The 12,632-nt window shown below is 63.3% G+C and carries 13 protein-coding genes; 6 read left to right on the top strand and 7 right to left on the bottom strand.

The window, feature by feature from the left end; genetic code table 11:
- Positions 1 to 87 precede the first annotated feature (87 nt).
- The 3 genes from CLU90_RS16700 (at position 88) to CLU90_RS16690 (ending at position 2,052) form a co-directional block, all read left to right on the top strand.
- On the top strand, positions 88 to 759 hold the full coding sequence (locus CLU90_RS16700) for a glutathione S-transferase (RefSeq protein ID WP_092712009.1): 672 nt from the start codon (positions 88 to 90) through the stop codon (positions 757 to 759).
- Positions 760 to 830: 71 nt separating this feature from the next.
- Positions 831 to 1,604 (top strand): 5'-3' exonuclease, encoded by a 774-nt coding sequence (locus CLU90_RS16695; protein ID WP_077408804.1) that lies wholly within the window; start codon positions 831 to 833, stop codon positions 1,602 to 1,604.
- A 40-nt stretch (positions 1,605 to 1,644) separates the two neighbouring features.
- A complete protein-coding gene (locus CLU90_RS16690; RefSeq protein WP_086144753.1) occupies positions 1,645 to 2,052 on the top strand; it encodes a response regulator in 408 nt (135 codons plus the stop codon).
- A 155-nt stretch (positions 2,053 to 2,207) separates the two neighbouring features.
- On the opposite strand, the gene mnmA is transcribed toward CLU90_RS16690, so the two are convergent.
- Positions 2,208 to 3,323: a tRNA 2-thiouridine(34) synthase MnmA gene (gene mnmA, locus CLU90_RS16685; RefSeq protein ID WP_100428445.1), complete on the bottom strand. Its 1,116-nt coding sequence runs from the start codon at positions 3,321 to 3,323 to the stop codon at positions 2,208 to 2,210.
- A gap of 31 nt (positions 3,324 to 3,354) precedes the next feature.
- Positions 3,355 to 3,834: an NUDIX hydrolase gene (locus CLU90_RS16680; protein ID WP_034745637.1), complete on the bottom strand. Its 480-nt coding sequence runs from the start codon at positions 3,832 to 3,834 to the stop codon at positions 3,355 to 3,357.
- Positions 3,835 to 4,246: 412 nt separating this feature from the next.
- On the opposite strand from CLU90_RS16680, the gene CLU90_RS16675 reads away from it, so the two are divergent.
- The 3 genes from CLU90_RS16675 to CLU90_RS16665 are packed head-to-tail and all read left to right on the top strand — an operon-like array spanning position 4,247 to position 7,161.
- Positions 4,247 to 5,359, top strand: a complete 1,113-nt coding sequence (locus CLU90_RS16675; protein WP_092712004.1) for a Re/Si-specific NAD(P)(+) transhydrogenase subunit alpha — start codon at positions 4,247 to 4,249, stop codon at positions 5,357 to 5,359.
- 24 nt (positions 5,360 to 5,383) lie between these two features.
- On the top strand, positions 5,384 to 5,698 hold the full coding sequence (locus tag CLU90_RS16670; protein WP_034745644.1) for an NAD(P) transhydrogenase subunit alpha: 315 nt from the start codon (positions 5,384 to 5,386) through the stop codon (positions 5,696 to 5,698).
- An 8-nt stretch (positions 5,699 to 5,706) separates the two neighbouring features.
- Positions 5,707 to 7,161, top strand: a complete 1,455-nt coding sequence (locus CLU90_RS16665; RefSeq protein WP_092712002.1) for an NAD(P)(+) transhydrogenase (Re/Si-specific) subunit beta — start codon at positions 5,707 to 5,709, stop codon at positions 7,159 to 7,161.
- A gap of 44 nt (positions 7,162 to 7,205) precedes the next feature.
- Here the strand turns inward: CLU90_RS16665 and CLU90_RS16660 are convergent, their stop codons facing one another.
- The 5 genes from CLU90_RS16660 to CLU90_RS16640 all read right to left on the bottom strand — a co-directional run bounded on the left by CLU90_RS16660 (position 7,206) and on the right by CLU90_RS16640 (position 12,588).
- Positions 7,206 to 8,150, bottom strand: coding sequence for a GGDEF domain-containing protein (locus CLU90_RS16660; RefSeq protein WP_100428444.1), 945 nt, complete (start codon positions 8,148 to 8,150; stop codon positions 7,206 to 7,208).
- 115 nt (positions 8,151 to 8,265) lie between these two features.
- Complete coding sequence (locus tag CLU90_RS16655) at positions 8,266 to 9,408, bottom strand: UbiH/UbiF/VisC/COQ6 family ubiquinone biosynthesis hydroxylase (RefSeq protein ID WP_100428443.1); 1,143 nt, start codon at positions 9,406 to 9,408, stop codon at positions 8,266 to 8,268.
- Between the two features lie 9 nt (positions 9,409 to 9,417).
- Entirely contained in the window at positions 9,418 to 10,740 is a 1,323-nt protein-coding gene (locus CLU90_RS16650) for an aminopeptidase P N-terminal domain-containing protein (protein ID WP_198511330.1), read from the bottom strand.
- Complete coding sequence (murU, locus tag CLU90_RS16645) at positions 10,740 to 11,459, bottom strand: N-acetylmuramate alpha-1-phosphate uridylyltransferase MurU (protein WP_100428441.1); 720 nt, start codon at positions 11,457 to 11,459, stop codon at positions 10,740 to 10,742. Before murU ends, CLU90_RS16650 begins: the two co-directional genes overlap by 1 nt.
- 61 nt (positions 11,460 to 11,520) lie before the next feature.
- Complete coding sequence (locus CLU90_RS16640) at positions 11,521 to 12,588, bottom strand: aminoglycoside phosphotransferase family protein (RefSeq protein WP_100428440.1); 1,068 nt, start codon at positions 12,586 to 12,588, stop codon at positions 11,521 to 11,523.
- Positions 12,589 to 12,632: the final 44 nt, after the last annotated feature.

Here is a 12,632-nt window from a genome sequence, read left to right as displayed (position 1 = left end):
CGCAATTTTTTTTGCCGCTCCGCTTGCGCTGCCCGATCCGGCCGTCCCGGCTATACTGGAACTCAACCATCGCCTAACGGGAAAACCATGATCGTCGTCCACCATCTGAATAATTCGCGCTCGCAGCGCGTGCTCTGGCTGCTCGAGGAACTGGGCCTCGACTACGAGGTCAAGCGTTACCAGCGCGACCCGAAAACCATGCTGGCGCCCGCCGCGCTGAAAGCCGTCCATCCGCTGGGCAAGTCGCCCGTGATCACGGATGGCGCCAACACCATCGCCGAATCGGGCGCCATCATCGAGTACCTGGTCGAGCGCTACGGCAATGGCCGCTTGATACCGGCGGCGGGTACGCCGGACAAGCTGCGCTGGACCTACTGGCTGCATTTCGCGGAAGGCTCGGCCATGCCGCCGCTGCTGATGAAGCTGGTATTCGACAAGGTCGAAGCGTCGCCGATGCCGTTTTTCGTCAAACCGATCGCGCGCGGCATCGCCGGCAAGGTCAAGAGCAGCTTCATCCTGCCCAATATCGACAGCCAGCTGGCCTACATGGAAGCGGAGCTGGAGAAAAGCAAATGGTTTGCCGGCAATGAATTCACGGCGGCGGACATCCAGATGAGCTTTCCGCTGGAAGCGGCCGCCATGCGCGGCGGACTCGACGAGCGCCAGCCGAAGCTGACGGCCTTCCTGCAGCGCATCCATGCGCGGCCCGCCTACCAGCGGGCGCTGGAGCGGGGCGGGCCCTACGATTTCGCCAAATGAAGGGCATTCAAGGGCTATGTGCGGGGAACCGTACGGTAAAATGATCGATTCAACCAGTATCCACTTACCGCATGGCCAGACTCCTCGCTATCGACGGCTTGAATATCGTACGCCGCGTCTACGAAGCCAGTCCTGAACCCGATTCCGACCTGAAGGCGGAGATCGCGCTGCGCCATGCGCTGTCGTCGTTCCGCACCCTCATCAACGATCACGAGCCGACGCACATCCTGCCGGCCTTCGATTTCGGCGGCCCCACGTGGCGCCACGCCCTGTATGCCGGTTACCGCGAAGGGCGCCAGCCCATGCCGCAGGTGCTGCGCGACGCCTTGCCCGGCTTTTATGCCACCCTGGCCAGCTTCGGCATGCACGTGGTCAGCATTCCCGAGGTCGAGGCCGACGACGTGATCGGCACGGCCGTCATGCGCTGGCTGCACGAGGGCCGCGGCGCGGCCGTCATCGCCACCACCGACAAGGATTTGCATGGCCTGATCGCCCACGGCGCGCTCGTGTGGGACCACTTCAAGGGCATCTGGCACGACCATGCCTGGGTCGAGAAAAAGTTCGGTGTGCCGCCGGAACTGCTGCCCGACCTGCTGGCGCTGATGGGCGACGTCACCGACAGCATCCCCGGCGTGTCGAAGATCGGCCTGAAGACTGGCGCGAAACTGTTGCGCGCCTACGGCAATATCGACGCCGTCATGGCCGGCGCGGGCATTTTGCCGGGCGCGCTGGGCGAAAGCCTGCGAAAAGAGCGGGAAATACTGTATCTTTCAAGAAAGTTAGTTGCGCTCAAGACTGACGTGACTTTAGGCGTGACCTGGAACAAGCTGGTGTGGGAAAAGTAAAACGTCAGGCAAGAACAATCAAGCAAGGAAAGTAATCATGATGTTAAAGACAGTCCTGATCGATAGCAGCGCCGTGGCGCGCGGCCTGCTGAACACGGTCCTGACCGATGGCGGCTACGATGTCTGCGGGCAGACGCATACGAGCGCGCTGGGGCTGGCGCTGCTGGTCAAGCACCATCCGCATTTCGTGTGCATCGCGCGCGAGCAGGTGGAAGATGGGACGAATGTGGTGCAAACCATCCGCGCCCAGTATCCGAAGACGCTCATATTCATGGTCTCGGGCGGCATCGACGCCGCCTCGCTGCAGGCGGCCCACGCCATGGGCGTGTCGGGCTTCATCGTGAAACCGTTCATGGCCGACACGGTCCTGAAAACCGTGCGCAATACGGTCATTGCCATGGTGCGCAAGCAGCAGCAGGCGCTTGCCGCCGCTGCGAAAGACACCTGATAAAATCTACTGCGCGTCGCGATTTGCGGCCGGCGATGCTCACTGTACTAAAGTACAGTTGCGCTTCTCGGCCACAACTCACTGCCGCTCGCTACGATTTTCTCAGGTGTTGTTATTGAGTTGGATTAGTAAAAATCAACTTAACCAAGCTAACTTTAGGCCAGGCCCGTCGCGCTGGCGATGATGCCGCCGCCGAGGCACACGTCGCCGTCGTACAGCACGGCCGACTGGCCTGGCGTGACGGCCCATTGCGCCTGGTCGAAGGCCAGGCTGAAATGCTCTGCGCGATCGGGCAGCAGCTGGCACGCCACGTCGGCCTGGCGATAGCGCGTCTTGGCGCTCAAGGCGCCCGCCTGCGGCGCCACACCGGCGACCCAGCTGGCCTGGTCGGCCGTCAAGGCCGGCGACAGCAGCCATGGATGGTCATGGCCCTGCACCACCCACAGGGTATTGTTGGCGATATCCTTGCGCGCCACGTACCAGGCGTCGCTGCTGCCATCGGCGTTCTGGTACGACTTCACGCCGCCGATGCCGATGCCCTTGCGCTGGCCCAGGGTATAAAAACTCAGTCCCACATGTTCGCCCACGGTCTTGCCGTCGGCCGTTTTCATCGGCCCCGGCTTGTACGACAGGTAGCGGTTCAAGAATTCGCGGAACGGACGCTCGCCGATAAAGCAGATGCCCGTCGAATCTTTCTTTTGCGCGTTCGGCAGCGCCAGTTTTTCGGCGATCTGGCGCACTTCCGTTTTCGGGATTTCACCGAGGGGAAATAAAGTTTTAGACAGTTGAGCCTGGTTCAACCGGTGCAGGAAGTAGCTCTGGTCCTTGCTGGCGTCGACGGCCTTGAGCAGTTCATAGCGGCCCGCATCGGTGGGTGCCTGGCGCACGCGCGCGTAGTGGCCGGTGGCGATCAGGTCGGCGCCCAGGGTCATGGCATGGTCGAGAAAGGCCTTGAACTTGATTTCGGCGTTGCACAGCACGTCCGGATTCGGCGTGCGGCCGGCCTGGTATTCGCGCAGGAAATCGGCGAACACGCGGTCCTTGTATTCGGAGGCGAAATTGACGGCTTCGATATCGACGCCGATGACGTCGGCCACGCTGGCCGCGTCGATCCAGTCCTGGCGCGTGGAGCAGTATTCCGAATCGTCGTCATCTTCCCAGTTTTTCATGAACAGGCCGATGACTTCATAGCCTTGTTCCTTCAGCATCCATGCCGCGACCGAGGAATCGACCCCACCCGACATGCCGATAACGACTTTCTTCTTGCTCATCTTGCTTTCCAGTGTACTTTAGATAATTTTGCTATGCGCTATTGAAAACGGACGCATGCGTGTGCAGCAGGGCCAGCGGCGCGCGCCGGCCAGCCAGGTATTCGTCCACGCACTGCAGCACCAGCGGGCTGCGGTGGCGTTCCTGGCACGCCGCCAGCTCGTCGCGCGTCATCCACAAGGTGCGGATGATGCCTTCGTCCAGCGGGCGGTCATGCTCGGCGCCGGCCGTGCCGCAAAAGGTGAAGCGCAGATAGGTCACGTCCTCGCCCGTGCGCAACGACTGATAGCGCGACATGTACATGCCGACCAGTGCCGTGGGGATGAAATCGTAGGCCGCTTCTTCCAGCGTTTCGCGGATCACCGCCTGCTCCAGCGACTCGAACGGGTCGAGGTGGCCGGCCGGTTGATTGATCTTGATGCCTTCGCTGGTCTCTTCTTCAATCAGTAAAAACAGGCCGTCGCGCTCGACGATGGCGGCAACGGTGACAGAGGGTTTCCAGATTCTCGGCATGATTTCATCCTTGAAAGAGCCGACATTTTATCTTGTTCTGCGCGCGCGGTTTGAAGCCGGCCTTTTGTTGCGCGGACATATTGATAAATGACAACGTTTTAGCAAATAGCGGTGGGAGGTACTTACGTCTTTCCCGGGGAGCGCACTAGCATGGGGGCTTGGTCGGCAAGAGGGTAGCAAGCGCCCGCTAATATAGGCTTTCCTTGTGGTCAAAACAAGCGCGTACGCGTGCTCGACTGTGGTGAGATTGACACACCTTTCCCACAATACGGTCGCCATACCGCATGGCGGAACAAGGATTGGTATTACGGGTAAATTAGTGTCGTACAACTAAAAGTTGCTGCTTCACAAACGTTTAACGCGCTGCTTTCCGTGTTAGATTCTAGTCAGTTTATCAATTAGCGGAGGCATCATGAGGATAGGCATACCGGCCGAAACACGGCCTGGTGAAACGCGGGTGGCGGCAACGCCCGAGACAGTCAAGAAGCTGGCAGCCAAGCATCAAGTCGTCGTGCAGTCCGGAGCGGGCCTGCAAGCCTCGATTCCCGATGACGCCTATGCCGCCGCCGGCGCGCAGATCGGCAGCGCCCAGGAAGCCTATGGCTGCGCCATCGTGCTCAAGGTGCGCGCGCCCGATGCCGAAGAGCGGGCCCTGATGGCCAGCGGCACGGTGCTGATCGGCATGTTGAACCCGTTTGACGCGGACAATATCGCCGCCATGGCCACGGCCGGCCTGTCCGCCTTCGCGCTGGAAGCCGTACCGCGCATCACGCGCGCGCAGTCGATGGACGTGCTGTCTTCGCAGGCGAACATCGCCGGCTACAAGGCCGTGCTGGTGGCCGCGAATACCTACCAGCGCTTCATGCCGATGCTGATGACGGCGGCCGGCACCGTCAAGGCGGCCCGCGTGCTGATCATGGGCGTGGGCGTGGCAGGGCTGCAGGCGATCGCCACGGCCAAGCGCCTGGGCGCCGTCATCGAGGCGTCCGACGTGCGCCCGCCCGTCAAGGAACAAGTGGAGTCGCTGGGCGCCAAATTCCTCGACGTGCCTTTCCTCACCGATGAAGAAAAAGAGATCGCCAAGGGTTCGGGCGGCTATGCGCGCGCCATGCCGGCCGACTGGATGCGCCGCCAGGCCGAACTCGTGCACGAACGGGCGAAACTGGCCGACATCATCATCACCACCGCGCTGATTCCCGGCCGCGCCGCGCCCGTCTTGATCTCCGAAGAGACGGTGAAAGCCATGAAGCCGGGTTCCGTCATCGTCGACCTGGCCGTCGAGCAGGGCGGCAACTGCCCGCTGTCGGAGCTGGGCAAGACGGTGGTCAAGCACGGCGTCTACATCGTGGGCGAGCCGAACCTGGCGACCCTGGTGGCGGCCGACGCCTCGGCCCTGTATGCGCGCAACGTGCTGGACTTCTTGAAGCTCATCATCGACAAGGAAGATCAACTGCTGATCGACCGCGAGGATGAAATCATCAAGGCCAGCCTGGTTTGCGCAGGCAATGACATCCTCAGAAAATAACGCGGCGCCGGAGAGAACAACATCATGGAAATCAGTCACACCATCACCAACCTGATCATCTTCGTGCTGGCCATTTATGTCGGCTACCACGTCGTCTGGACCGTCACGCCGGCGCTGCATACGCCGCTGATGGCCGTTACCAATGCCATTTCCGCCATCATCATCGTCGGCGCCATGCTGGCGGCCGGCCTGACCGACGGCCCGCTGGCGCAAGTGGCCGGCACCCTGGCCGTGGCGCTGGCCGCCGTCAACGTGTTCGGCGGCTTCCTCGTCACGCAGCGCATGCTCGAGATGTTCCGTAAAAAAGAACCGAAGGCCAAGCAAGGAGCAAAAGAATGAGTCACGCCATGAGCTTCGTCACCATGAACCTGGTGACGATGATGTACCTGATCGCCTCGGTGTGCTTCATCCAGGCCTTGAAAGGCCTGTCGTCGCCATCGACGGCGCGCCGCGGCAATGCCTTCGGCATGAGCGGCATGGCCATTGCCGCCGTCACCACCGTGGCGCTGATCCTGAAACTGAAGGAACAGCAGACGGGCGGCATGGGCCTGACCCTCGTCATCATCGGCATCGTCACGGGCGGCGCCATCGGCGCCTACCTGGCGAAAACCGTGGAAATGACGAAGATGCCGGAACTGGTGGCGGCCATGCACTCGCTGATCGGCCTGGCGGCCGTCTGCATCGCCGTGGCCGCCGTGTCCGAACCGTGGGCCTTCAATATCGCCAAGCATGGCGAGGCGCTGCCCATCGGTAACCGCTTCGAGCTGTTCATCGGCACCTTCGTCGGCGCCATCACGTTCTCCGGTTCGGTGATCGCCTTCGGCAAGCTGTCGGGCAAATACAAGTTCCGCCTGTTCCAGGGCGCGCCCGTCAGTTTCAAGGGCCAGCACATGCTCAACCTCGTGCTGGCGCTGGTGATGGTGGGCCTGGGCCTGGCGTTCTGCTTCGCCGATGGCGTCGAGCCCGCATGGACGCCGTTCATCGTCATGACCCTGATCGCCTTTGCGCTGGGCGTGCTGATCATCATCCCCATCGGCGGCGCCGACATGCCGGTGGTGGTGTCGATGCTCAACAGCTACTCGGGCTGGGCCGCGGCCGGCATCGGCTTTTCGCTGAACAACTCGATGCTGATCATCGCCGGTTCGCTCGTGGGATCCTCTGGCGCGATCCTGTCGTACATCATGTGCAAGGCCATGAACCGCTCGTTCTTCAACGTCATCCTCGGCGGCTTCGGCGGTGATGCGCCGGCGGCCGGCGCGGCGGGCGCGCAGGAACAGCGCCCCGTGAAATCGGGTTCGGCCGACGATGCCGCCTTCATCATGAGCAATGCGGAAACCGTCATCATCGTGCCCGGCTACGGCCTGGCCGTGGCGCGCGCGCAGCACTCGCTCAAGGAACTGGTGGAAAAGCTCACGCACAAGGGCATCACCGTCAAATATGCGATCCACCCCGTGGCGGGGCGCATGCCGGGCCACATGAACGTGCTGCTGGCCGAGGCGGAAGTGCCGTACGACCAGGTCTTCGAGATGGAAGACATCAACGGCGAATTCGGCCAGACGGACGTGGTGCTGGTGCTGGGCGCGAACGACGTCGTCAACCCGGCGGCGAAAGACCCGAAATCGCCGATCGCCGGCATGCCTATCCTGGAAGCCTATAAAGCCAAGAGCATCATCGTCAACAAGCGTTCGATGGCGTCCGGCTATGCGGGCCTGGACAACGACCTGTTCTACCAGCCGAACACGATGATGGTGTTTGGCGATGCGAAGAAGGTGATCGAGGATATGCTCAAAGCCGTCGAATAAGGACGGCATCAGCAACCGGACGGCCCGCCTTGCGCGGGCCGTTCTTATTCGGCTGCCACTACCTTGTTGCGTCCCTGGTGCTTGGCCGCATACAGGGCCTTGTCGGCATCGGACATGGCCGCGTCCAGGGTGGCGCCGGCTGTCAGGGAGGCCACGCCGATGCTGATGGTCACCTGCAGCTGGCCGCCATCGGGTAGGGGGGTGATGGCGGCGGCCACGGCGGCGCGGATGCGTTCGGCCACCCTATGCGCCTGCTGCAGGCCGGCGTCGGGGAACAGCAGGCCGAATTCCTCGCCGCCGAGGCGCGCCGCCACGTCGGTGATGCGTCCCGTATCGCGCAGCGCCTGCGCCACCGTGCGCAGCACGGCGTCGCCCACGGCATGGCCATAGCGGTCGTTGATCTTCTTGAAATGGTCGAGATCGGCCACACCCACGGTCAGGGCGGCGCCGCTGCGCGCCGCGCGCGCCATCGCCTGCTCGGCTTGCGCTTCATACGCGCGCCGATTCGGCAGTGACGTCAGCGCATCGTGCAGCGCCTGCTGTTCCAGCTGCGCCAACAGGCTGGCGTTCTTTGCCGCCAGTTCGCGCCGTTCGCGCACGTCGAGCAAGAAGGCGCCGAAATAGCGGATGCCGTCGACGACGCCCAGGTCCATGGCCTTCATTTCGATGGGGATCATTTGCGTGTCGCGGTGGCGGATGGCGAATTCGCGTATCTTGCCCAGCACGCTGGAGGTGCGCGAGCTGCGGATGTAGTTGATCACATGGTTGTCGTGCTGCGCGCCGACGGCGTCGGGCAGTAGGCCGTTCAGGGTCTGGCCCAGCAATTCTCCGCTCGCATAGCCCGACAATGCCTGCATGGCGCCATTGATATAGCGGATGCGGCAATGCTCATCGATGATGATGACGGCGTCGAGCGCGTCTTCCAGCAGGCGGGAAAAGAGCACTTCGGGAAGAGCGGCAGGCGGTGCTGCGGGCAATGCATCTGTCATGGAACGGTCGCCAGAAACCAGGTGACAGCCATTGTCGCATCCGCGGGCCGTTTACTCCATGCCGGATATGTTCCCTGTTTCTTTTTCGCCCCAGCTCTTTCCTTATTGTCAAGCCTTATCGGCGGCCGTACATCATGAGCCCAGCCAATGCTTTGCGTGCAGGGGAAAATGCGTCCAGCAAACCCAGCGACAGGCCCAGCAAACCTTGCGTGGGGGCGCTGCCCGTGAAAATGCGCGCCATGGTGTCGGTGACGCGCACGGTCAGTCCCCGGTCTGTCTGGCGCAGGCTGGCGTAGCGTTCCAGCCCGGCGGGGCTGCTGTCCTGCGCCAGCACGCGGGCGAGCACGGCGGCGTCGCGCAAACCCAGGTTCAGGCCTTGTCCCGCCACCGGATGCAGGGTTTGCGCCGCATTGCCGATGGCGACCGTGCGCGCCGTGCCGTTCGCCTGCGCGTTCAGGCCCAGCGGATAGGCCAGGCGTGGCGTCGTATGCATAAAGCGTCCCAGGCGGCTGCCGAAGACGGCGCCCAGGCGGGCCAGGAAGGCAGCGTCGTCCAGCGCCAGCAATTGCTCGGCGCGCGTGGGCGGCACGCACCACACGAGCGCGTAGCCGTCGTCCTGCGGCAGCAGGGCCAGCGGGCCTTCGTCGGTGAAGCGCTCATACGCGCGGTGCGCGATGGGAGCACTTGTGCGCACATGGGCGATGATGGCGCTCTGGCCATAGTCGCGGCTGACGGTCCGTTCCGGCTGCTGGCCGAACAGGCCGCCCTCGGCCTGCACCAGCAGGCTGGCGCGCAAGCTCGACGCGGCACCGGCCTGGTCGATCTGCACGCTGACGCCATCGCCATCCTCCACGCTGCCCGTCACCAGCGCCGGGCGCAGGCTGGCCACGCCCAAGCGTTCGCACACGTCGGCCAGCGCGCTGACGACGGCGCCGTAACGGGCCACATAACCGAGCGCTTCGACGCCATGCTCGCTGCGGTCCATCAGGCTGCGCCCGAACTGGCCGCGGCGCGAGACGTGGATTTGATGGATAGGCGTCGCTTCCACGGGCCAGGCCCCCGCTTCCTCGAGAATCTGGCGGCTGCCGTGCGACAGGGCGATGGTGCGCGGGTCGCGCCTCGCCTGTTCGATGGATTTGGCGTCGAGCAGGACGATGCCGGCGGCGCGGCTGCCGCGCTGCACCAGCAGGGCGGCCAGCGCCATGCCGACGGGGCCGGCGCCGCAGATGGCGAGATCGAAAGTGGACGGTGTATGCATGCGGCGGCGTTAATCCTGTGACATCAGTTGTTCGATTTCAGCGACGCTCTTCGGCGCCGTGCTGAAGACTTCATGGCCTTGCGGCGTGACCAGCACATCGTCTTCGATGCGGATGCCCGTATGCCAGAACTGCTCCGGCACGCCCGGGCCAGGACGCACATAGATGCCCGGTTCCACCGTCAGCACCATGCCCGCTTCCAGCGCGCGCCACGGCTTGCCGGGTGCGCCCGTGTCGCGGTAGGCGCCCACGTCGTGCACGTCCATGCCCAGCCAGTGGCTGGTGCCGTGCATGTAGAAGGGCATATAGCTCTTGTTGGCGATGACGTCCTGCAAGCTGCCGCTTTTTTGCCGGTCCAGCAAACCCAGGTCCAGCATGCCTTGTGCCAGTATCTGCACGGCCGCTTCGTGGATGGCGCTGTGCGGCAAGCCGGGGCGCACCATGTCCAGCGACGCCTGCTGCGCGGCCAGCACCAGTTCATATAGCGCCCGCTGCGGGCCGCTGAAACGGCCGTTGACGGGCCAGGTGCGCGTGATGTCCGAGGCGTAGCCATCGAGTTCGCAGCCGGCGTCGATCAATACCAGCTCGCCGTCCTGTAATACCGCGTTATTGGCGCTGTAGTGCAGGATGCAGGCGTTGCCGCCGCCCGCCACGATGGAGGAATAGGCTGGGAACTGCGCGCCGCTGCGCCGGAATTCGTACAGCAGCTCCGCTTCGAGCGCATATTCGTGCATGCCGGGCCGCGTGGCGCGCATGGCGCGCACGTGGGCGGCGCTGGAAATGGCGGCCGCGCGGCGCATCAGCTGCTGTTCCTCTGAGTCTTTCAGCAGGCGCATGGCGTCGAGCATGCCATTGATGTCATGCGCGATGGCGGGTGCCGTGACGCCGCTGCGGGCCTTTTGCCGCACATTGTTTCGCCAGAGCTTCACTTGCGTATCGAGGCTGCCGCCCAGCGCATAGTAAATGGCGGGGGCGTCGGCCAGCAGGCGCGTCATTTCCACGTCGAGTTCCTCGATGGGGAAGGCGCTGTCAAAACCGAACGTGGCGCGCGCCGCCTCGGGGCCATGGCGGAAACCGTCCCAGATTTCGCGCTCGGTGTTCTTGGCGCGGCAAAACAGGATGGCGCGCGCGGGCGCCGTGGCGCTGGCGGCCACCAGGGCCACGGCGCTGTCGGGTTCCGTGAAACCGCTCAGGTAATAGAAATAGCTGTCGTGGCGATACGGATAATCGCAATCGCTGTTGCGCGGCACTTCGGGCGCCGTGGCAATGATGGCCACGCTGCCCGGCAGCATCTGCGCCAGCAGCGCCGCGCGCCGTGCCGCGTAATTGGTCATCATGCGGCAGGCGCCTTGGCCGTGACGCCATTGAGTGCATCGAGCTGCTTCGGGGTGCCTACATTCGTCCACTCGCCGGTATAGACTTCGCCGCCCACGCGGCCCTGGTCCGCGTACTTGCGCAGCAAATCGCCCAGTTTGGCGTGGCTGCCCGGCGCGATGCCGTCGAACAGCTCGGGACGGTACACGCCGATGTTGGCGAAGGTCCACTTGGTCTCGTCCTTATTATTAATCGCGAACAAGGTCAGGCCGAAGTCGCCCTTCGGGTGGAAGTCGGGATTGGGCACCAGGTAGGTCCAGGCGATGTCGCGCTGGTCGGCCGGGTAGGGCGTGCCCAGCACGTCCTTGTCGGCCAGCACGTCGAGTACCTGCTTGAAGTCGAAATACGGACAATAGATATCGCCGGAAATGGCGAGGAACGGTTCCTCGCCCAGCAAGTGGCGCGCCTGGGCGATGCCGCCCGCCGTTTCCAGCGGCGTGGTTTCCGGCGAGTATGCGATGCGCGCGCCGTACGCGCTGCCGTCGCCCAGGGTGTCCTCGATCAACTGGCCCAGGTGCGAATGGTTGATGACGATGTCCGTGATGCCGGCGCGCACCAGGTTCAGCACATGCCAGACGATCAGCGGACGGCCGCGCACTTTCAGCAGCGGTTTGGGACAGGTATCGGTGAGCGGACGCATCCGTTCACCGCGGCCTGCGGCAAAGATCATGGCTTTCATGGATAGTCTTTTCTGATTCGGTAAGTCGGCTGCGCGGTCAGGCCGCGCAGCGGGAAAGTGCCTAGAAGGTATAACCGACTTGCGGAGTCTTGTTTTCCAGGGCGTCCAATAAGCGCACCAGCGGCTTGAGTTCCGTGTAGCGGTTGGCCGTCTTGCGCACGTAGTCGAGCACGGTTGGCAGGTCGCCCATGTACAGATCCTTGCCGTCGCGGTAATTCAGGCGCGCGAACAGGCCGAGGATTTTCAGGTGGCGCTGCAGGGCCGTGAATTCGAAATCGCGGTAGAAGGCGTCGATGTCGGGATTGACCGGCAAGCCCAGTTGCTTGGCGCGCTGCCAGTAGCGGATCACCCAGTCGAGCACCAGTTCCTCGTCCCACTGGATATACGCGTCGCGCAGCAGCGAGGCGATGTCGTAGGTGACGGGGCCGAAGACGGCGTCCTGGAAGTCGAGGATGCCGGGATTGGGGAGGGAACCATCGTTGATGTGCATCAGATTGCGCGAATGGTAGTCGCGGTGCATGAATACTTGTTGCTGCGACAAGATATTCGCCGTGATGGCTTCGAAGACCTTGTCCAGCTGGGTCTGTTGCACATCCGTCAAGGTGGCGCCCAGGTGCTTGCCGATGAACCATTCCGGGAACAGATTCATTTCGCGCAGGATGAAGGCGCGGTCGAATTCGGGCAAGACGTCCGGCTGGCTGGCCAGCTGGATTTTCATCAGGGATTCCAGCGCCTCGGCGTACAGCACGCTGGCGTTGTCGTGGTTCAGGGCGTCGAGATAGGTAGTCGTGCCCAGGTCGGACAGCAGCAGGAAGCCCTGTTCCAGGTCTTGCGCGATGATGTCGGGCACGGACACGCCGGCACCTTTCAGCAAGCCGGCCACCTTGACAAAGGCGGGCACGTTTTCGCGTTCGGGCGGCGCATCCATGGCGATCAGTGTCTTTCCTGGCAATGTTGCATTGCCTGGCAGCACGTCGAGACGGTAGTAGCGGCGGAAGCTCGCATCGCTGGAAGCGGGGCGGGCGGAATCGGGTGAAACGAGGTTAAGCGGGGCCAACCAGGCTTTCAACAGGGTCAGGCGAGCGTCGGCGGAGGCCGGCGCGGCAGGGGAATTGGGGGTGAATGACATTAAGCGGCCTGTGGAATCGGGTTGATGGTGCGGAGGGTAGGAGA

It is taken from the genome of Janthinobacterium sp. 67, from assembly GCF_002797895.1.
In the GTDB taxonomy this organism is placed as follows: Bacteria; Pseudomonadota; Gammaproteobacteria; order Burkholderiales; family Burkholderiaceae_D; genus Janthinobacterium.
This window is presented reverse-complemented; position numbering and strand designations above follow the sequence as displayed.